The organism is Limnochorda sp. LNt (assembly GCF_035593265.1).
Taxonomy (GTDB): Bacteria; Bacillota; Limnochordia; order Limnochordales; family Geochordaceae; genus Geochorda; species Geochorda subterranea.
Genome location: NZ_CP141614.1, coordinates 349,391 through 368,345, shown reverse-complemented (window position 1 = coordinate 368,345; position 18,955 = coordinate 349,391). Strand labels below are relative to the sequence as shown.

17 protein-coding genes, 1 pseudogene and 1 CRISPR repeat array are annotated in these 18,955 nt (G+C 70.0%); of the genes and pseudogenes, 13 read left to right on the top strand and 5 right to left on the bottom strand.

Features of this window, described 5'->3' with window-relative positions; translation table 11 throughout:
* Window positions 1–78: 78 nt before the first annotated feature.
* Window positions 79–1,911 carry a CRISPR-associated endonuclease Cas4g/Cas1g gene (gene cas4g/cas1g, locus VLY81_RS01785; protein ID WP_324669315.1) on the top strand — a complete coding sequence of 611 codons (1,833 nt, stop codon included), beginning with the start codon at window positions 79–81 and terminating at the stop codon, window positions 1,909–1,911.
* Window positions 1,911–2,210, top strand: a complete 300-nt coding sequence (gene cas2 / locus VLY81_RS01780) for a CRISPR-associated endonuclease Cas2 (RefSeq protein ID WP_324670312.1) — start codon at window positions 1,911–1,913, stop codon at window positions 2,208–2,210. Before cas4g/cas1g ends, cas2 begins: the two co-directional genes overlap by 1 nt.
* 196 nt (window positions 2,211–2,406) lie before the next feature.
* A CRISPR array of direct repeats spans window positions 2,407–4,630; the repeat unit is 36 nt; unit sequence CCTACCGCTGGTGTAAACCAGCGGCCCCATTGAAGC.
* 87 nt (window positions 4,631–4,717) lie between these two features.
* Here the strand turns inward: cas2 and VLY81_RS01775 are convergent.
* The 4 genes from VLY81_RS01775 to VLY81_RS01760 form a co-directional block, all read right to left on the bottom strand.
* A complete protein-coding gene (locus tag VLY81_RS01775) occupies window positions 4,718–4,987 on the bottom strand; it encodes a DinB family protein (protein WP_324669314.1) in 270 nt (89 codons plus the stop codon).
* On the bottom strand, window positions 4,906–5,298 hold the full coding sequence (locus VLY81_RS01770) for a VOC family protein (protein WP_324669313.1): 393 nt from the start codon (window positions 5,296–5,298) through the stop codon (window positions 4,906–4,908). Before VLY81_RS01770 ends, VLY81_RS01775 begins: the two co-directional genes overlap by 82 nt.
* 21 nt (window positions 5,299–5,319) lie before the next feature.
* On the bottom strand, window positions 5,320–6,273 hold the full coding sequence (locus VLY81_RS01765) for a sigma-70 family RNA polymerase sigma factor (protein WP_324669312.1): 954 nt from the start codon (window positions 6,271–6,273) through the stop codon (window positions 5,320–5,322).
* A gap of 169 nt (window positions 6,274–6,442) precedes the next feature.
* Complete coding sequence (locus VLY81_RS01760; protein WP_324669311.1) at window positions 6,443–7,378, bottom strand: DMT family transporter; 936 nt, start codon at window positions 7,376–7,378, stop codon at window positions 6,443–6,445.
* 212 nt (window positions 7,379–7,590) lie between these two features.
* Between VLY81_RS01760 and VLY81_RS01755 the strand changes: the two genes are divergently transcribed.
* The 3 genes from VLY81_RS01755 (at window position 7,591) to VLY81_RS01745 (ending at window position 10,807) form a co-directional block, all read left to right on the top strand.
* Window positions 7,591–8,349: a Crp/Fnr family transcriptional regulator gene (locus VLY81_RS01755; RefSeq protein ID WP_324669310.1), complete on the top strand. Its 759-nt coding sequence runs from the start codon at window positions 7,591–7,593 to the stop codon at window positions 8,347–8,349.
* Between the two features lie 185 nt (window positions 8,350–8,534).
* Complete coding sequence (locus tag VLY81_RS01750) at window positions 8,535–8,765, top strand: heavy-metal-associated domain-containing protein (RefSeq protein ID WP_324669309.1); 231 nt, start codon at window positions 8,535–8,537, stop codon at window positions 8,763–8,765.
* A gap of 2 nt (window positions 8,766–8,767) precedes the next feature.
* Complete coding sequence (locus VLY81_RS01745) at window positions 8,768–10,807, top strand: heavy metal translocating P-type ATPase (protein ID WP_324669308.1); 2,040 nt, start codon at window positions 8,768–8,770, stop codon at window positions 10,805–10,807.
* Here the strand turns inward: VLY81_RS01745 and VLY81_RS01740 are convergent.
* Window positions 10,729–11,541 (bottom strand): MBL fold metallo-hydrolase, encoded by an 813-nt coding sequence (locus VLY81_RS01740; RefSeq protein ID WP_324669307.1) that lies wholly within the window; start codon window positions 11,539–11,541, stop codon window positions 10,729–10,731. The two genes, VLY81_RS01745 and VLY81_RS01740, sit on opposite strands and share 79 nt — an antisense overlap.
* Window positions 11,542–11,707: 166 nt before the next feature.
* On the opposite strand from VLY81_RS01740, the gene VLY81_RS01735 reads away from it, so the two are divergent.
* The 8 genes and pseudogenes from VLY81_RS01735 to purL all read left to right on the top strand — a co-directional run.
* Window positions 11,708–12,814: an aminopeptidase gene (locus VLY81_RS01735; RefSeq protein ID WP_324669306.1), complete on the top strand. Its 1,107-nt coding sequence runs from the start codon at window positions 11,708–11,710 to the stop codon at window positions 12,812–12,814.
* Between the two features lie 56 nt (window positions 12,815–12,870).
* Window positions 12,871–13,224 (top strand): nucleotidyltransferase domain-containing protein, encoded by a 354-nt coding sequence (locus VLY81_RS01730; protein ID WP_324669305.1) that lies wholly within the window; start codon window positions 12,871–12,873, stop codon window positions 13,222–13,224.
* Between the two features lie 641 nt (window positions 13,225–13,865).
* Window positions 13,866–14,411, top strand: coding sequence for a 5-(carboxyamino)imidazole ribonucleotide mutase (purE, locus tag VLY81_RS01725; RefSeq protein WP_324669304.1), 546 nt, complete (start codon window positions 13,866–13,868; stop codon window positions 14,409–14,411).
* Entirely contained in the window at window positions 14,408–15,805 is a 1,398-nt protein-coding gene (gene purB / locus VLY81_RS01720; RefSeq protein ID WP_324669303.1) for an adenylosuccinate lyase, read from the top strand. Before purE ends, purB begins: the two co-directional genes overlap by 4 nt.
* A complete protein-coding gene (gene purC, locus VLY81_RS01715; RefSeq protein WP_324670443.1) occupies window positions 15,805–16,638 on the top strand; it encodes a phosphoribosylaminoimidazolesuccinocarboxamide synthase in 834 nt (277 codons plus the stop codon). The genes purB and purC overlap by 1 nt, the downstream gene beginning before the upstream one ends.
* The gene (gene purS, locus VLY81_RS01710) at window positions 16,608–16,862 is read left to right on the top strand and encodes a phosphoribosylformylglycinamidine synthase subunit PurS (protein WP_324669302.1); all 255 of its coding nucleotides are present in this window, start codon (window positions 16,608–16,610) and stop codon (window positions 16,860–16,862) included. Before purC ends, purS begins: the two co-directional genes overlap by 31 nt.
* Window positions 16,859–17,638, top strand: a complete 780-nt coding sequence (gene purQ, locus VLY81_RS01705) for a phosphoribosylformylglycinamidine synthase subunit PurQ (protein WP_324669301.1) — start codon at window positions 16,859–16,861, stop codon at window positions 17,636–17,638. The genes purS and purQ overlap by 4 nt, the downstream gene beginning before the upstream one ends.
* Window positions 17,628–18,803: pseudogene (gene purL / locus VLY81_RS14450) on the top strand (phosphoribosylformylglycinamidine synthase subunit PurL); the annotation flags it as partial. The gene purQ and the pseudogene purL, both read left to right, overlap by 11 nt.
* Between the last annotated feature and the right edge of the window lie 152 nt (window positions 18,804–18,955).

Here is an 18,955-nt window from a genome sequence, read left to right as displayed (position 1 = left end):
TTGACGGACGCCCTCTCGCACAAGAGTGCCTACCTCGCACCTTGACAAGCGAATACCCGCAAGGAGGAGAGGAGACCCGTGACTGACGCTGCGGCATCGGACAAGAGCAGCACCGACCTCCTCCCGGCCCGAATGCTCAATGAGTTCGCCTACTGCCCGCGCCTGTTCTACCTGGAATGGGTGCAAGGGGAGTGGGAGGACTCCGCGGACACCATCGAGGGCCGCTACCACCACCGGCGGGTGGACCGGCCGGGTGGGGCGGCCCCGATGTGGGCCGAGAGGTCAGAGTCCGACCACCCGCCCCCCGACGGGCCAGACACGGAGTCGTCGAGGGGTGAGCCCCAAGGGGACGATGCGGACGCGGGTGCGGATAGCCCCATTCGCGCCCGGTCGGTCCTGCTGTCGGCGCCCCGGCTGCGTCTCATTGCCCGTATTGACCTTCTAGAGGGAGAGGGGCTGAACGTCACTCCTGTCGACTACAAGCGGGGCGAGGTGCCGGATACGCCAGAGCAGTCGTGGGAGCCGGACCGCGTGCTACTGTGTGCACAGGGCCTGATCCTTCGAGAGAACGGCTTCTCCTGTCACAAGGGAATGCTGTACTACGTCGCATCTCGGCGACGCGTCGAGGTTCCCTTCACACCCGAGCTGGAGGCCCGTACTCTCGAACTGGTGCAGCAGGCCCTGGAGGTGGCGGAAGCGGGGCAGATCCCTCCCCCGTTGGTGGACAGCCCGAAGTGTCCGCGGTGCTCGCTGGTCGGCATCTGCCTCCCTGACGAGACCAACCTGCTCAAAGCGGGCGTGCCCTCCCTTTCGGGGCCGGGGGAGACGACGCGTTCCGACGAGGGCTCGGACCATGCCGGGACCGAGCCGGAGGTACGCCGGCTCTTTCCAGCTCGTAGCGACGCCATGCCGCTCTACGTGCAGGAACAAGGCGCCCAGGTACGCCGCTCGGGGGAGCGAGTCGTCGTCAGCATCCGCGGCGAAACTCGGGCAGATGTCCGGGTGCTGGACATCTCTCAGGTCTGCCTGATAGGCAATGTGCAGATCTCCGCCCAGGCACTACGGGACCTGGCCGGACGGGGTATCCCGATCTGTCACTTCTCCTATGGGGGTTGGTTCACGGCTCTCACCACCGGCTTGACCAACAAGAACGTTGAGCTCAGATGCCGGCAGTTTGAGACGGCTGCGAACCCCCAACGCTCGTTGGAGCTGGCGCGCCGATTCGTGGCAGCCAAGATTCTGAACAGTCGGGTCCTTCTGCGGCGAAACCACACCGACCGACCTGAGGAGGCCCTCGATGCCCTGGCGCGGCTGGCCGAAGAAGCCAGGGCAGCCACCAGCGTGGAAAGCTTGCTCGGCATCGAGGGGACGGCTGCACGCATCTACTTCTCCCATTTCAAGGGAATGCTGAAACCCCCGCAGACGAGCGCCGGCGAGCTTGGCTTCGACTTCGAGGGGCGCAACCGCCGCCCCCCGCGAGATCCGGTCAACGCGCTCCTATCCTACGCGTACTCCCTCTTGGTCAAGGATTTCACGGTCACTCTCCTGGCCGTCGGCTTCGACCCCTACTTGGGGTTCTACCACCGTCCCAAGTGGGGCAAGCCAGCTCTCGCACTCGACATGATGGAGGAGTTTCGCCCCATCATCGCGGACTCAGTGGTCATCACGGTGATCAACAACGGTGAGATAACCCGGAGCGACTTCGTGGTAGGGGCTGGGGGAACGGCCCTAACGGAGCCAGGGCGCCGGCGGTTCATCGCAGCGTATGAACGACGTCTGGCGACACTCGTGCGGCACCCGGTTTTCGGATACTCGGTCAGCTACCGCCGCGTCTTCGAAGTGCAGGCGCGCCTTCTCGGGCGATACCTCCTGGGAGAGATCCCGGAGTATCCTGGGTTCGTCACCCGGTGATGACCATGCGGCACTACTACCTGGTTTGCTACGACATCACCGACGAGAAGCGACTGCGCCGGGTTCACCGAGCCATGCTCGGCTATGGAGACCCGCTGCAGTACTCCGTCTTCCGATGCATGTTGTCGCAGAAGGAGAAAGCTCTCATGGTCGCGCACCTGTCCGAACTCATCCACCCCCGTCAAGACCGTCTGCTTATCATCAACCTGGGACCGCCAGGGGAGAAGTTGTCGGAACGGATAGAGTTCGTTGGCGCCCCGCTCTCGGACCCGGGTGTGCCCGGGGCTGTGGTGGTGTGACGAAGGATGGCAAGAGATGGCATCTGCGAGCGGTTCAGTGATGCACAAGAGCCCGGAGGCGCTCGTAGCCCACGTGTGCCAAGGCCTCCCGGCCCTCGCTCGTGGGATAGCGAGCGGCAGTCGCGGTCGCCTCTGCCCAGGGGTCTCGCAACACGCCTCTCCGGCCCTAGAGCGACAAGGCTCCCCCAGGGAGCCCCCTACCGCTGGTGTAAACCAGCGGCTCCATTGAAGCCTACCAACCCGTGCGCCGAGCAGACGCTCCCCGGCAACCTACCGCTGGTGTAAACCAGCGGCTCCATTGAAGCCGGGGCGTAGTCAGTCTCCCCTTCGGCGATACGCGTCCCTACCGCTGGTGTAAACCAGCGGCTCCATTGAAGCTCTATCCGGCATATCACCTTGATTCGAGCCGCGTGAACCCTACCGCTGGTGTAAACCAGCGGCTCCATTGAAGCTCTATCCGGCATATCACCTTGATTCGAGCCGCGTGAACCCTACCGCTGGTGTAAACCAGCGGCTCCATTGAAGCTCATCGAAATCGAGCCCGACACCGGCACGCTGGTGATCCCTACCGCTGGTGTAAACCAGCGGCTCCATTGAAGCGATCCAAAGCGTGCCGACCCGGAAGTCGGCAGTCCACCTACCGCTGGTGTAAACCAGCGGCTCCATTGAAGCCAGCTCCTCGTCCTCGGTGTAGCATACGACCATCAGGCCTACCGCTGGTGTAAACCAGCGGCTCCATTGAAGCGAGGAGGCGCTCGACCGCATCCTTGGCGAGATGCGACCTACCGCTGGTGTAAACCAGCGGCTCCATTGAAGCAGGTCAATCACCCTGATCTCGGCACCCATGCTGATGCCTACCGCTGGTGTAAACCAGCGGCTCCATTGAAGCTGCTCGGGGGGCTGGGAGAGCGGTCATTCGGGGCCGCCTACCGCTGGTGTAAACCAGCGGCTCCATTGAAGCGCTTCCTCTTAGCATCGGGAAGTGACGCCACTCTCGCAGGCCTACCGCTGGTGTAAACCAGCGGCTCCATTGAAGCGTTCTAGCGTCCGGCAGCCAGGTCAGGCCCCAAGCGCCTACCGCTGGTGTAAACCAGCGGCTCCATTGAAGCACTACCTTGGCGGCGAGTTCCGCCTTGTGCTTGACGGCCTACCGCTGGTGTAAACCAGCGGCTCCATTGAAGCGTGCCATTGAGGATCCCTCCTGTATGAGATTGTCAACCTACCGCTGGTGTAAACCAGCGGCTCCATTGAAGCGTTGCGGCTTTACGACTACGGCTCGGTGGGGGCCACCCTACCGCTGGTGTAAACCAGCGGCTCCATTGAAGCGCGGAGCATGGCGACGCGATGGGTCAGCTCCTCCTCCCCTACCGCTGGTGTAAACCAGCGGCCCCATTGAAGCTGCAGCAGCTTCGAGGCCGTGGGCTGACTATCCCCCCCTACCGCTGGTGTAAACCAGCGGCCCCATTGAAGCATCCGCGAGGCGCTCGGTGTCGGCCTCGCGAACCCGGCCTACCGCTGGTGTAAACCAGCGGCCCCATTGAAGCCCTGTTCTGCACGCACTCCCTTGCGTCGTGAGGCGGCCTACCGCTGGTGTAAACCAGCGGCCCCATTGAAGCGGCTACATCGCGGGAATCGCCACGGCGCTGGCGATCGGCCCCTACCGCTGGTGTAAACCAGCGGCCCCATTGAAGCCCCGATGTGACCGACCTTGCCACACTCCAGCAGAAGCCCTACCGCTGGTGTAAACCAGCGGCCCCATTGAAGCACACTCTTTGGGTTGCCAGTTTTACAGGGATGAAGTACCTACCGCTGGTGTAAACCAGCGGCCCCATTGAAGCCACGCGCGCGTGGAACGGTCAAACCCGCACCAGCACTGCCTACCGCTGGTGTAAACCAGCGGCCCCATTGAAGCCACTTCCGCAGCGCCTGCTGCTTCGACTTCTCCTTGGCCCTACCGCTGGTGTAAACCAGCGGCCCCATTGAAGCGCCATCTTGAACATACAACAGGCGGCAGCTCGGGCCTACCGCTGGTGTAAACCAGCGGCCCCATTGAAGCCCTGGGTCTCCAGGGAGACCCTGGCCGAGATGCTCCTCCCTACCGCTGGTGTAAACCAGCGGCCCCATTGAAGCGCGATGGGAAGGTGCATCTGCCCGACGACGACGGCGCCTACCGCTGGTGTAAACCAGCGGCCCCATTGAAGCCATCACGGATTTGGCCACCCTCCAGGCCCGGGGGCAGCCTACCGCTGGTGTAAACCAGCGGCCCCATTGAAGGCTGGCAGCGGGCTGGCGGCGGTGGCAAAAGGACACGACCTACCGCTGGTGTAAACCAGCGGCCCCATTGAAGTAGGACCTGTGCCGTCGAGAGCGGGCACTCGGATGGACCTACCGCTGGTGTAAACCAGCGGCTCTATTGAAGCCCGTCGTAGCCATATTGCCCGGCCCGTTCACCCATCTTCGCCGGCGGATGTGGGTGATGGAGCGCGGGCGGAAAGCCCGCCAGGGGCCTACCTGCCGTGCACTCTGCGGGTCACGAGAATCTGTTCGATGTGGCCCAGGGCATGGCTGGCCACCATGCTGATCGCCTGGCCAACCGGATGCCGCTCCCCTGTCGGCGTCACGACGTAGCGGTCCATGGCTCCGGGCAGGTGCCGCAGGAGCTGGACCAGGTGCTCGCGGACCGCCCGGAAGAGGGCTACGGCAGGGCCGATGGGCCGGCCGGCGTAGTCGAGCGCCTCCGCCCAGGTATCGGGAAGGTGAGGGTCCGGTCGCCCCACCAGGTCTCCTCCAGTTTGACCCCCGGAATTCCCCTGGCCTGGTAGGTCGCCAGCATCTCGTCGATCTCCCCGGAAGGGGGGAAGTGGAGGACCGCCCCGGGTTTCTCAACCTTGTTCACCTCGCTCAGGTACGCCGCGAGGTCAGCGGCGGCGGGGCCCGCCAGCAGAAGCGGGCAACCGTTGTACGCGACAACCGCCACGTCTGCCTCCGGGCGGTGCTCGATCAGGGTGAATCCGGCCAGTTTCGTGTAGAAGGCGACGCTCCGGTTGAGGTCCGCGACACGGACGGCGGTCGAAGGGCGCTGGTTCATGGCCTGTGCCTCCTTTGCGGGCTAGACACGGTACCCGTGCGTGATGGCCGGGACGCCGAGCCGTTCGGCGGCATACCGGATCAGCTCCGGGCAGAAGTAGTACCCATTGATCGCGGTGATCCGCTCCCCGGCGGTGCCGAGCGTGATCAGCCAGGCCAGCGCCTTCTCGTGCTCGGGGGTGCGGTAATAGACGAAGACCGTCTCCCGCCCGTCCAGCACGCCCAGTTCGGCCCACTGGTCCTCCGGCTCGGCAGCCCAGTCGGCCAGGGAGTACTTGCGGATCGTCTCCTTGCCGTACTCGACGCCCAGGCCGACGATGTCGCAGGTCGCGTCGTCGGTGAGGAGGGCGGCGATGCCGTCCGGGTCCCGCCGGTTGAAGGCCTCCAGGTAGGCCGCTACCACGCGGCTCGACGGACGGGTGACAGGGACCACCCTCGGCGGCTCCGGTCGGTCCGCGGCGGCGCGCAGGGTGGACCGTGCGCGGTGCACGGCCGCCTTCACCGCCCCTTCGGTCGAACCGATCATCCCGGCCACTTCGGCGGCCGTGAAGTCGAAGACGTCGATGAGGAGGACGACCACGCGCTGGCGCGGCGGCAGCAGCCCGACCAGGTGTTCCATCGCCGCCAGCGTCTCCGCGGGGTCCACCTGGGTCCCTCCGGTCTCCGCAGCGGTCGTCGGGTCGCCCTCGTCCAGCTCCTCCCGGACGCCCCTCGTCCGGCGTTGCTGGTCGATCCAGGCGTTGGAGGCGATGCGGAAAAGGTAAGCCCGGGGCTCCAGGGGCTGCCAGTGGGTCAGCCGGGCGAAGGCGCGCATCAGCGTCTCCTGGACCAGGTCCTCCGCGTCCCACGCCGAGCCTGTCAGTCGGAGGCAGTACCGCCAGAGGGCGGGGCGGTGGGGTTCGATCATCTGCTGAAAGGTCGTCGCGAGCTGGTAGACGCTCCTGCCCAACTCGTGCAAGGCCTGCGGTTCCGTCAAGGCGCCGTCCTCCTCCTTGGGTTTCTACTCCCTTCCACGGATAGAACCGCTGAAACGATACGGTACGCTCGGAATTCTCCTGCGCAAAGGAAACGCCCGCCATGGTGAGGAGGGGGCGCCGGCGTTGCCTACTTCTTGTGGCTCTGCTCGGAGCTGCAGCCGACGAGACTCAGGTGCGGTGCGTTGCGTCGGCCCGGCTCCCTTCCGCCCGGGCCAGCACGACGATGGCCGCGACGACGGCCAGGGCTCCTACCCACGAAAGGGCGGTGAGCCGCTCGCCCAGCACCACCATCCCCAAGACGGCCGCTGTCACCGGCTCGGAAAGGGAGAGGGTCGTCGCGGTAGGCGCGGGCAGGCTGGCCAGGCCCCGCACGAAGAGCAAGTAGGCCGCCGCGGTGGCCACCAGCCCCAGGTGCAGCACCACAGCCACTCCTCGCGCCTGCACCAGCCACTCCCTCGGGCCTGTCAGCAGCGCCGGTGAGAGGAGCAGGGCCGCCAGCGCGAAGGTGATGGCCGTCAGGGCTTCGGGGCGGTAGCGGGTGACCATCTCCTTGTTGACCACGGTGTAAGAGGCGTAGGCGGCGCCGGCTCCGACGGCCAGCGCGATGCCGACCGGATCCGTCGTACCCCCGCCCTCCGCCACCCCGGCCAGCAAGGCGCAGCCCACGATGGCCAGGGCCGTGGCTACCGTCCAGCGGCCTCCGGGCCATCGGCGGCGACGCAGGCCGTCGAGCAGGCCCGCCACCACCGGAGCCGAACCGAGCCCTACCAGGGTGCCCACGGCCACCCCGGCCCGGCCCACCCCCGCGAAGAAGAGGGGCTGGTAGGTCGCCATGCAGACGGCCGCCAGAGCGATGCGGATCCAGTCGCGGCGTTCCGGTCGGCTCAGCGCGCCGCGCCGAAACGCCAGCGCCAACAGGGCCCCGCCGCCGACGATGAGCCGGGCGGCGCCGAGACCGAGAGGGTAGGTGCCTGGCGGTGCCAGGGCCTGGGCCGTACCCGTCGTGCCCCAGAGCAGCCCCGCCCCCACCACCCGCGCCACCCCGCCCCACGGCTCGGAAGCAGCCCCTCCCCGCAGGACCCGCTCCTGGCTCACCGCTCCCATGGCGTCGCTCCCTCCTGGCTTGCGCGGCGTCCGCTTCTCTCCCGTTGAAGACGAGTCAATCTGCCGTACGCCATCCTCGGGCTGCGCCCTCCACGCGCGGAGGGGTCGAGACGGTCCGCGGCGTCGGTTACCGGCTGCGGGTGTGAGGGCTCCGGGCGAGCCGATCCGGGCGTGATAAGATGGACACCGGACGGGAGCTGACGACGAGGATCATGCCGTCCGGACCGGAGCCGATCCTCACCGGCCAGCCGGCCACGGGCGAGCCCGAGGCCGGCGGCAGCTACGCGCTGCCGATGACCTGCTTCCAGCGCGTCTCGCTCTTTCGAGGGCTCCCTCGCAAGGAAATGGCCGAGCTGGCCGGTTTGGCCTCCGCTCGCCGGGTGCGCCGGGGCGAGACCATCGTCGGCGCGCTGGAGTCGCCGGGCCGGTTCTTCGTCGTCGCCGAGGGCCTGGTCAAGGTGACCCGGGTGGCTCCCAACGGGCGCGAGCAAGTGGTGCGGCTGCTGGGGCCCGGCGACTTCTTCGGCGAGAGGGCCCTCTTCGCCCCCGATCCCCTCGAGGCCACCGCCGTCGCCCTCGAGCCGAGCCAGGTCTGCATGCTGGACCTGACCGGCGTCCGGCAGGTGTTGCAGCGCAACCCCGAGGCCAGCCTCACCATGTTGCGGGCCCTGGCCGCCCGCATCCACGAGCTGGAAAGCCTCGTCGAACGCCTGGCCATTCACCCCGTCGAAAGCCGCATCGCTGCGCTGCTGCTCAAGCTGGCCCGCAGCCGCAGCGCCCCGGTCGACGGGCAGACGGTCACCCTCCCGCTGGCGCAGGAGGAGCTGGCCAAGCTCCTGGGCACCCACCAGGAGACCATCAGCCGCAAGCTGCAAGCCCTCGAGGCCGAGGGACTCATCCAACGCCTGGGCCGTCGCCGCATCCGCCTCGTCGACGTGGCCGGCCTGCGGGCCCGGGCCGGCGAACCCTGAGAGGCCCGGCCTGCCCGCCGCCCTTCACGGGCCAGCACGGCCCGCTCCGGCCCCGCGCCGCCCCCTCGGATCGCGTGAACCAGCGTTATGACGCGCGTCATAAAGCGGCCGACCCCGGCCAGGCCATGATGGCCCTGGCGATGGCTCTGCCTGAAGCCATTCGACCGGCGATCGGGGGAGTCTCGATGGTACGTGAGATCTTCGAGCTGTCCGGATTGCACTGCCCCAGTTGCGTCAGCCGCATCGAGCGGGCGGTGCGGGCCATCCGTGGGGTGCACGAGGCCAAGGTAGCCTTTGCGGCCGGCCTGCTGACGGTCGAGTACGACCCGGCCGTGACCGCATCGGAGAGCATCACCCATGCGGTGACGCAGATGGGCTACCCGGCTCGGACCCTGCGGCGCGAACAGGTGGGATGACCATGGCGCAGAGCGAGGCGACGGCAGCGCCCCTGGCGCAACGCGCCCGGCCGACGCTGCGGAGGGATCCGGCGCTGCGCCGGCTCGGCCTGTCCGCCCTTCTCATCGTCGTCGCGTGGGGCCTGCGCCTGGCGGGCGACGGCGCCGACGCGGCGGCACTCCACACGGCCGCCATGACAGCGGCCGCCCTGATCTCGGGCTCGGCGGTGGCCCGGCGGGCCCTGGTCGGCCTGAGGCTGCGGGCTCCTGGCATCGAGACCCTGGTGACGGTCGCGGCCGCCGGCGCGCTGGCTATCGGCGAACACTGGGAGGCCGCGGCCGTCACCTTCCTCTTCGACCTGGGCGGCTATCTCGAGGGCCGCACCCTGGAGAAGGCTCGGGCCGCCATCCAGGCGCTGGCCGCTGCAGCCCCCCAGACGGCCCGCATTCGCCGGGCGGCGGCCGGTCCCGGCCAGGAGGTGGAGGTGGTGGTGCCGGCCGATGCCGTTAAGAAGGGCGATCGGATGGTGATCCGGGCCGGTGAACGCATCGCCGCCGACGGCATCGTGAGCCGGGGCCAGGCCGAGGTCGACGAGGCCGCCCTCACCGGCGAGCTCCTGCCGAAGGCCAAGGGCCCCGGCGACCCGGTGCTGGCGGGCAGCGTGGTGACGCTGGGCATGCTGGAGGCCGTGGCGACCCGCACTGGCCAGGAGAGCACCTTCGCCCGCATCGCCAGGATGGTGGGCGAGGCCGAGGCAGCTCGGTCCCCTGTCCAGACCGCCGTCGAGCGCTTCGCCCGCTACTACACACCTGCCATCCTGGCGCTGGCGGCAGCCACCTGGGCGCTGAGCCGCGATACCCATCTGGCTCTGACCCTGCTGGTCGTGGCCTGCCCGGGAGCCCTGGTGCTGGCCGCTCCAGTCTCCCTCATGGCCGGCATCGGGCGGGCCGCCCGCCAAGGCATCCTCTTCAAGGGAGGCCAGCGCCTGGAGCAGCTGGCCCGGGTACAGGCCGTCGCGTTCGACAAGACGGGCACCCTCACCGAGGGCCGCCCGGAAGTGGTACGAGTCTGGGCAGCCCCGGGATGGAGTCCTGCTACAGTGCTGCAGGTGGCAGCATCGGCCGAACGGGCCAGCACGCACCCGCTGGCCCTAGCCATCGTGGAGCACGCGAAGCAGCGAGGGCTGCCCGTGGGTGCAGTCGACGTGCCGCCCGAAAGCGTTCGCATCGTTCCGGGGCGGGGCCTGGCGGCCGAGGTGGAGGGCCGGCGGGTCCTGGTGGGCAGCCGGGCCATGCTGGAGCAGCACGGCGTCGTCATCGCGCCGGCGGTGGAGCGGGAGGTGGCCTTCGAGGCGGCCAAGGGCCGGTCGGTGGCGATGGTGGCCATCGACGGCCAGGCGGCGGGCCTCATCGCCCTGGCCGACCGCCTGCGCCCCAGCGCCCGCGGCCTGGTGACACGGCTTCGTCAGGTAGGGGTGCGGCACACGGTCATCCTGACCGGCGACACATCGGAGGCGGCCGAGGCCGTGGCCAGGGAGGTCGGCATCGACGAGGCGCTGGCCGGGCTGCTGCCCGAGGCCAAGGTGGAGCATCTGGCTGCCCTGCGGCGACGCGGCTGGGTGACGGCCATGGTCGGCGACGGCATCAACGACGCGCCGGCCCTCAGCGCCGCCGACGTCAGCATCGCCATCGGCGTCGGCGGCACCGAGGTAGCCATGGAGGCGGCGGATCTGGCCCTGGTCACCGACGACCTGGGCCGGCTGCCCGTAGCCATCGGGCTGGCCCGGGCCATCGTCGCCAACGTGCGGCAAAACCTGGCTCTGGCGGTGGCCGTGGTGGTGGCCCTGGTGGCCGGGGTAATGGTCGGCTCGGTGCACCTGGCCTCGGGGATGATGGTGCACGAACTGAGCGTCCTGGCGGTCATCCTCAACGGCATGCGGCTCCTGCGCTGGCAGGAGCCGCATGGAGGCGCCCGGCGAGCGCCTCAGCCACCCACCCCCGGCGGCTCCAGCACCCAGATCTCCGGGCTGGCCGGCAGGGCGTCGGCCGAGACCGTCACCTGATTGGGGAGCCGCCGCACGGCAGGCTTGCCTGCCAGGAAGGCGTCGACGGTGGCGATGGGCAGCCGCTCCCCCAAGGCGGGGGTGCGGTAGTGCATGGGGATGACGATGGAGGGGCCCAGGCTGGCCACCACCTCCGTGGCGACGGCGGCATCGATGGTGAAGAAGCCTCCGACCGGCACCATCACCACGTCGACGGGGCCGATGGCCTCCACGGCCTCGCGGTCGAGGCGGTGACCCAGGTCCCCCAGGTGGGCCAGGCGCAGGCCCTGCCACTCCAGCACGAAGATGGCGTTGCGGCCCCGCTGGGCCCCCTGCACGTCGTCGTGGTAGGAGGGCACGGTGCGGACCCGGACCGGCCCTATCTTCCGTTCGATGCGGGCCCATCCGGCGCCGCCGTCGGTCAGGCCCCGCAGCACCTCAGGCCGGCCCGCCACCGACGCCACGTGGTTGTGGTCGAAGTGCTCGTGGCTCACCGTCACCAGCTCGGCCTCGACCTGCAACGAGGGGTAGCCCATGGTGGGCGGCACCGGATCCGTGACGACCCGGAAGCCCTCCCCCTCCAGCACGAAGCACGCCTGACCGCACCACCGGATCGCCAGGCCTCCCTGCGCGGCCATGGCCATCTCCCCTCCCGTGAGGATGAGCGCCCATGCCAACCCCACCGCGGCGATCCCGCACAGCCAACCCACAACCCTGGACCTCGGAAACAGGTCGGCACGGACGTGGTCTCTCATCGCCGTCCCCCCGTCGCGCAGGCGTGGCCAAGCGTTCGACGAGGGCGGCCATCGTCCTTGCGCAGGGTCGTCCCCGTAGCGCCGATGACAGCCTGGCAGCCGACGGCTAGACTGGAACTATCGGGGAGCGGGCAACAGGCCGCCCCCGGAGGGGAACTGATGAAACGTGGCAGACCCTCGCATCACTCGGATGGCGCAGGTCCTGGTGCGCTACAGCGTCGCCGTCAAGCCAGGCGAGCCGGTCCTGATCCACTGCACGGACCTGGCAGCGCCCCTCGTACGGGAGATCTACCGGGAGGCGCTACGAGCCGGCGGCCACCCCGAGGTCAACGCAGGCGTGCCGGGGCTGGCGGAGATCTTCTACAAGGAGGCGTCCGAGGCGCAGCTCACCTACGTCTCCCCCCTGCGAGAGCTGGCGGTGGAGCGCTACCCCGTCCACATCCACATCGGCGCGCCCCACAACGTCAAGGAGCTGGCCGGGGTGGACTCGCGCAAGCAGGCCATGCGCAGCCGGGCCCTGGCCGACCTCGAGACGCGCTTCATGGAGAAGGCGGCGCTCGGCGAGATCCGCTGGGTCTACGCCGAATACCCCACGCAGGCCCTGGCCCAGGAGGCCGGGATGTCGCTGGCCGAGTACGAGGAGTTCCTCTTCTCGGCCTGCCGCCTCGACGAGCCCGACCCGGCGGCCGCATGGCAGCAGGTCGCCGCCGAGCAGGAGCGCATCTGCCGCGCGCTGGAGCAGGTGGACGTCTTGCGGATCGTGGCGCCCGATACCGATCTGACGTTGCGGGTCGGGGGGCGCAAGTGGGTCAGCGCCGACGGCCACTACAACTTCCCCGACGGCGAGGTGTTCACCGGGCCGGTCGAGGACTCGGCCAACGGGCACATCCGCTTCAGCTTCCCCGGCATCTACGCCGGCAAGGAGATCGAGGACATCCGGCTCACCTTCCGGGACGGCCGGGTCGTGGAGGCCTCGGCCCGGCGAGGCGAGGACCTGCTCCATGCGCTGCTCGACTCCGACGACGGCGCCCGCTACCTGGGCGAGTTGGGCATCGGCACCAACTTCCAGATCCAGCGCTTCACGCGCAACATGCTCTTCGACGAGAAGATCGGCGGCACCATCCACCTGGCAATCGGGGCCGGCTACCCCGAGACCGGCAGCCGCAACAAGTCCGGCGTCCACTGGGACATGCTCTGCGACATGCGCGACGGCGGCGAGATCTGGGCCGACGGTCGGCTCATCTACCAGGCCGGCCGGTTCGTGCTGCAATGAGGCCCGCTTGACCGGCTTCGCCCATGCCCTTACGCTGAGGTGGGAGGCCGGCAGCTATGACGCACCAGGGGTGGAGGGTCAGACTGCACCAAGCTGCGGCGGAGGCGGTTCGGCAAGTCGCATCCGGCTACGATCCGGAGAAGATCATCGTGTTCGGCTCGGTGGCACGGGGCGATGTGCATGAAGACAGTGACATCGACCTCCTCGTGATCAAGCGGACGGACCGGCCCTTCCTGCAGCGGATTGACGACGTCCTCGCCCTGGTCGATGTGCCCGTCTCGGTGCAGCCCCTCGTCTATACCCCGGAAGAGCTGGAGCGGCTCGTCCGAGAGCGGCGCGACTTCGTCTACACCGCTCTGCAAGAGGGGAGAGTCGTCTACGAGCGACCTCATCGATCAGAACCTACGTGAGGCGCGCCGCTGGTTCTCTACGGCCCATGAGGCTTTCGGCCCAGATGACGCTGCCGATGCCATACGGCGAGCCGAAGGCCTCGTGCGGGCTGTCGGAGAGCGGCTCGGCATCGAGCCAAGCGGGTCAGGGAAAGCGCCAGGGCCAGGCGGCGAGGTCCCGTCGCCGCCCGAGCCTCCCGGCTGACACCGCAAGACAGCACGAGTTCGGGACGACGGACAGGGCCACCCTCCGGGGAGCCTTGCTGTTTGTGCCGCCACCTGGAGACAGGGTTCATCCCGTCCAAGGACGCCAGCCACTCCATGGGTGAGGGCCGGTGAGGCAGACGTACCGCCGGCGCGCTTGACGGCTTCGCGGGCGCGGGATTAGCATGGGACCAGAATTGCTCAGGCTGCTGAGCGAGGGAAAGCGCGCCTAGGGTTCCGCAGGGCTTCCCTGGTCTGGTCCAAGCGGCGCGGGCGTCCAGCCGGTGGCCCGCATGCGGGCGCCGGGAGGGCGTTACACCGGTGGGACAAAAGCCCAGGTGGGTAGGTTTCACCTCGCCAAGGTGAAAGACCCGCCTGGGCTGGTCGTTTTTGGAGGCCCCCGACCCAACGGGCCCTCCGCGACCGCCCGGGCGGCTACCGGCGGGGGGAACGATAGCATGCCGCATCCTGAGCGTGCGGCCATGGTGGGCCTCATCATGGGCAGCGACTCCGACTGGCCCGTGATGAAGGCTGCCTATGACCAGCTCCTCGAACTCGGCCTCACCGTCGAAGTCGCCGTCGCCTCCGCGCACCGCACCCCCGAGCGCGTCCAGCAGTGGGCCCAGGGCGCGGGCGCCCGCGGACTCTCGGTCATCATCGCCGGAGCCGGCGGCGCCGCGCACCTCCCGGGCGTCGTGGCGGCCTGGACCACGCTGCCGGTCATCGGCGTGCCGGTAGCCGCCTCGCTGGGCGGGCTCGACGCCCTGCTCTCCATCGCCCAGATGCCGCCAGGCGTGCCCGTGGCGACGGTGGCGGTCAACGGGGCCCGCAACGCAGCCATCCTGGCGGCCCAGATCCTGGCCCTGCAGGATCCGGGGCTGGCCCGGCGCCTGCAGGATCTGCGTCGCCGCCAGGCCGAGAGCGTGGCCTTGCGGGAGCGCCGGCTCCTGGAGTCGCTGGCCTCCGGCGGCGAGGAGGCGGCGCGAGGGGGCGAGCCCCGTTGATCGGTCGCTACACACGGCCGCACATGGCGGCCCTCTGGTCACAGGAGAACCAGTACCGCCGCTGGCTCGAGGTGGAGCTTTTGGCCTGCGAGGCATGGGCCGAGCTCGGTCGCGTCCCCCGGGAGGCGGCCCGGCGGCTGCGGGAGCGGGCCAGCTTCACGGTGGAGCGGATCCGGGAGCTGGAGCGGGTCTCGGACCACGAGCTCATCGCCTTCTTGCAGGCGGTCTCGGAGACGGTGGGCGAGGATGCCCGCTACCTCCACCTGGGCCTCACCTCCTCCGACGTGATGGATACGGCCCTGGCCTCCCTGTCGGCCGAGGCCATGGATCACGTCATCCGCGGCGTCGAGGGCCTTCGGCAGGCGTTGGTGGGCGAGGCGTGGCGCTACCGTGACACCCCGATGATGGGCCGCACCCACGGGGTCCACGCCGAGCCCATCACTTTCGGATTGAAGCTGGCCCGGTGGTGGGATCAGATGGGCCGCGACCTCGAGCGGCTCTACCGGGCCCGCAGCGCGCTGGCCGTCGGCAAGATCTCGGGCGCCGTCGGCACCTTCGCCCACGTGGACCCCTTCGTGGAGGCCTACGTCTGCGAGCGCCTGGGGCTGCGGCCCGCGCCGGTCTCGAGCCAGGTGGTGGCACGGGACCGCCACGCGGAGGCGGCCGCCGCCCTGGCCATCCTGGGCGCCAGCCTGGAGCAGTTCGCCGTCGAGATCCGGCTCATGCAGCAGACCGAGGTCGGCGAATTGGAGGAGCCCTTTCCCACCGGCCAGCGAGGCTCGTCCGCCATGCCGCACAAGCGCAACCCCATGCGCTCGGAGCGCATCGTGGGGCTGGCACGGGTGCTGCGGGGATATGCCACGACGGCCTTCGAAAACGTGGCGCTCTGGCACGAGCGGGACATCTCCCACAGCTCCACCGAGCGCATCTGGCTGGCCGACGCCACCACCCTGGCCGACTACATGGTCGACCTCTTTCGCCGCATCGTGGAGCATTGGCGGGTCTACCCGGCGCGCATGCGGGCCAACGTCGAGGCGACGGGCGGTCTCGTCTTCTCCGAGCGCGTGTTGCTGGCGCTGGTGGAGGCGGGCATGAGCCGGGAGCAGGCCTATACCCGGGTGCAGGCCCACGCCATGGCAGCCCGCGAGGCCGCCTCCGCCGCGGGGCGGCTGGCCACCCCCCCCACCTTCCGCGAGCGGATCCTGTCGGACCCGGAGCTCGTGGCGGTGGCGGGCCGGGAGCGGCTCGAAGCCGCCTTCGACCTGTCCGCGTTCCTTGAGCGCATCGGCGCCATCTTCGACCGGCTCGAGATCGCCCGACATGCCGGGGCGTCGAGCCCCGGGAGCGTCGCGCACGAGCCGGGCCAGGTGGGGACCGAGGAGAGGGGATCGTGATGGAGACGCGCGAGCGCGTGACGCCGCGGGGAGGCCAGCTGCCCCCTGCTCCCGTCGAGCCAGGGCGGTTGCTGCACCGGGGCAAGGTCAAGGCTGTCTACGAGGTGCCGGGCCATCCGGAGCTTCGGCTCATCGACTTCACCGACGAGGCTACGGCCTTCGACGGCGCCAAGCGAGCCGTCATCGGCGGCAAGGGGGAGGCCAACGCGGCCATCTCGGTGGCCTTCTTCCGGGCGGTGGAGCGGGCCGGGGTGCCGACCCACTTCCTGCGCCTGGAGTCGCCGGTGCGGATGCTGGTGCGGGCCGTGGAGATCATCCCGCTCGAGGTCGTGGTGCGAAACCGGGTGGCCGGTAGCCTGGCCAAGCGGCTGGGTCTGGAGGAGGGCACGGCCCTGCGGCGCCCCGTGCTGGAGCTCTTCTACAAGAGCGATCCGCTGCACGACCCGTGGGTCAACGCCCACCACGCCGAAGCGCTGGGCTGGGCGACAGGCGAGGAGCTGGCCGAGCTCGAGCGCCTGGCCTTCGAGGCCAACCGGGCCATGCGCCAGCTGGCCCTGCGGGCCGGGCTCGAGCTCATCGACTTCAAGCTGGAGTTCGGGCGACCCGTCGGCCCGGCCGGGACACCCTCGAACGGCGGCGCCGGCCCTCGCTTGCTGCTGGCCGACGAGATCTCCCCGGACACGTGCCGCTTCTGGGAGGTCGGCAGCGGCGAGCGCATGGACAAGGACCGCTTCCGTCGGGACCTGGGCCGCGTCGAGGAGACTTACGCCGAGGTCCGGCGGCGCATCGAGGAGGCGGCGCGGTGGCTCGATTCACCGTCTTCGTCCACGTGATGCCGCGGCAGGGCGTGCTCGACCCGCCCGGCGAGGCGACACGGAGCGCCCTGCAGGCCCTGGGCTTCCCGGGCGTCCTGGAGGTCCGCATCGGCCGGCGCATCGCGCTGGACCTGGAGGCCGACAGCCGCGACGAGGCCCTCGAGCGGGCCCGGGCGATGGCGGAGCGGCTCCTGGCCAATCCCGTCATCGAGTCCTTCGAGGTGAGGGCGGAGCAGCCGTGAGCGTCGCGACGGTGGGGGTCGTCACGTTTCCGGGCACCAACTGCGATGGGGACGTGCGGCACGCCATCAACCGGGGAGCCGGCCGCGACGCCGGACTGGAGGCGGTCTCGGTCTGGCACGAGGAGTCGAGCCTCTCGGGCATCGACGCCGTGGTCATCCCGGGGGGCTTCTCCTACGGCGACTACCTGCGCAGCGGCGCCATCGCCGCCCTCTCCCCCGTGATGCAGGCCGTGCGGGAGCGGGCCCGCCAGGGGATGCCGGTGCTCGGCATCTGCAATGGCTTCCAGATCTTGCTGGAGGCGGGGCTCCTGCCGGGGGCGATGCGGCGCAACCGGACGCTGCGCTTCATCTGCCGGCCGGTGACGGTGCGGGTGGAGCGCACCGACACCCCCTTCACGCTGCTCTACGCGCCCGGAGAGGTGCTGGAGCTGCCCATCGCCCACTACGAGGGCAACTACTTCGCCTGGCCCGACGAGCTCGACGCCCTGGAGCGACGAGGGCAGGTGGCGCTGCGCTACTGCGGCCCCCGTGGCGAGGACGCGCGGGTGCACGACGCCTACAACCCCAACGGGGCGGCGGGGGCCGTCGCCGGGCTGACCAACCCCGAGGGCAACGTCCTGGGGCTGATGCCCCACCCCGAGCGGGCGTCCGAGTCGGTGCTGGGCAGCCGGGATGGCCTGCGCATGTGGCTCTCGCTGGGGCGGTGGCTGGCGGCCCGCCGTGAGGGGCGACGGGCCGTGACGGCCCGGGCAGGGGGTGAGGCCGATGGGCGCTGAGACGCGCCGGGACGTGATGGATCCGGTGCGAGTCGCCGACTGGCCCGGCGATCCCACGGCGGCCGAGATCGAGGCGACGCAGGCGTGGCGCCGCCTCGGCCTCACCGACGAGGAGTTCGCCCGCTTTCGGGAGACGCTGGGGCGGCCGCCCAGCTGGACGGAGCTCGGCATGCTCTCGGTGGCCTGGTCCGAGCACTGCGCCTACAAGCACTCCCGCGAGGCCCTCAAGCGGCTGCCGGCGACGGGGTCGCGCCTGGTGATGGGCCCGGGGGAGAGCGCGGGGGTGCTGGCCATCGGCGAGGGATGGGCGGTGGCGGTGCGCCTCGAGTCGCACAACCACCCCTCCTACGTGGAGCCGTATCAAGGCGCGGCGACGGGCGTGGGTGGCATCGTGCGAGACGTGCTGGCGGCGGGGGCCCGTCCCGTCGCCCTGCTGGACTCCCTGCGCTTCGGGCTGCCCGAGACGCCCGCCAACCGGTACCTCTTCCGCGAGGTGGTGGCCGGCATCGCCGGATACGGCAACGCCATCGGCGTGCCGACGGTGGGCGGCGAGGTGGCCTTCGCCCCCTGCTACGACACCAACCCCCTGGTCAACGTCATGTGCGTCGGGTGGGTGCGGGCCGACCGCGTCGTGCGGGCCCGAGCCGACGGGCCGGGCAACCGGGTCTACCTGGTCGGCGCCCGCACGGGCCGAGACGGCATCCACGGAGCGGGGTTGCTGGCCTCCCGCACGTTTCGGGACGGCGAAGGCGGCGAGCAGCGGCCGCGAGTCCAGGTGGGCGACCCCTTCACGGAGAAGCTGCTCATCGAGGCCTGCCTGGAGGCCCTGGAGACGGGCGCCGTCGTCGGCATCCAGGATCTGGGCGCCGCCGGCATCACGGCCGCCGCCTCGGAACTGGCGGCCCGGGCGGGCACCGGCATCGACCTCGACCTGGACCGCGTGCCCTGCCGCGAGGCCGGCATGACTCCCTACGAGATGATGCTCTCGGAGTCCCAGGAGCGCATGATGCTGGTGGTGAGGGCCGGGCGGGAGGCCGAGGTGGAGCGGATCTTCGCCCGGTGGCGCCTGGAGGCCGCCCCCATCGGGGTGGTCACCGCTAACGGGCGGCTGCGGGTCCGGGCCGGCGGCCGGTGGGTCGCCGACGTGCCGGCCGCGCTGCTGGCCGACGGGCGCCCGCCACCCGGTGCCTGCGCCGCGCCGACCGACCGGGACGTCCCCGACGGGCGGGTCGGCGGCGAGGGGCCGCGCCCAGGCTCTCCACGCGACTTCCCGGCCGGCCCCTTCGGCAGCCGGCTCGTTGAGGGCCCGGGTGACGG

What these genes read in the sequence shown, in the direction of transcription:
- VLY81_RS01755 (WP_324669310.1), top strand. Translation starts at nt 7,591, where the DNA reads ATGCCGTCCGGACCGGAGCCGATCCTCACCGGCCAGCCGGCCACGGGC.
- cas2 (WP_324670312.1), top strand. Translation starts at nt 1,911, where the DNA reads ATGACCATGCGGCACTACTACCTGGTTTGCTACGACATCACCGACGAG.
- VLY81_RS01740 (WP_324669307.1), bottom strand. Translation starts at nt 11,541, where the DNA reads ATGAGAGACCACGTCCGTGCCGACCTGTTTCCGAGGTCCAGGGTTGTG.
- VLY81_RS01760 (WP_324669311.1), bottom strand. Translation starts at nt 7,378, where the DNA reads ATGGGAGCGGTGAGCCAGGAGCGGGTCCTGCGGGGAGGGGCTGCTTCC.
- VLY81_RS01730 (WP_324669305.1), top strand. Translation starts at nt 12,871, where the DNA reads ATGACGCACCAGGGGTGGAGGGTCAGACTGCACCAAGCTGCGGCGGAG.
- VLY81_RS01770 (WP_324669313.1), bottom strand. Translation starts at nt 5,298, where the DNA reads ATGAACCAGCGCCCTTCGACCGCCGTCCGTGTCGCGGACCTCAACCGG.
- VLY81_RS01745 (WP_324669308.1), top strand. Translation starts at nt 8,768, where the DNA reads ATGGCGCAGAGCGAGGCGACGGCAGCGCCCCTGGCGCAACGCGCCCGG.
- purC (WP_324670443.1), top strand. Translation starts at nt 15,805, where the DNA reads ATGGAGACGCGCGAGCGCGTGACGCCGCGGGGAGGCCAGCTGCCCCCT.
- VLY81_RS01750 (WP_324669309.1), top strand. Translation starts at nt 8,535, where the DNA reads ATGGTACGTGAGATCTTCGAGCTGTCCGGATTGCACTGCCCCAGTTGC.
- purE (WP_324669304.1), top strand. Translation starts at nt 13,866, where the DNA reads ATGCCGCATCCTGAGCGTGCGGCCATGGTGGGCCTCATCATGGGCAGC.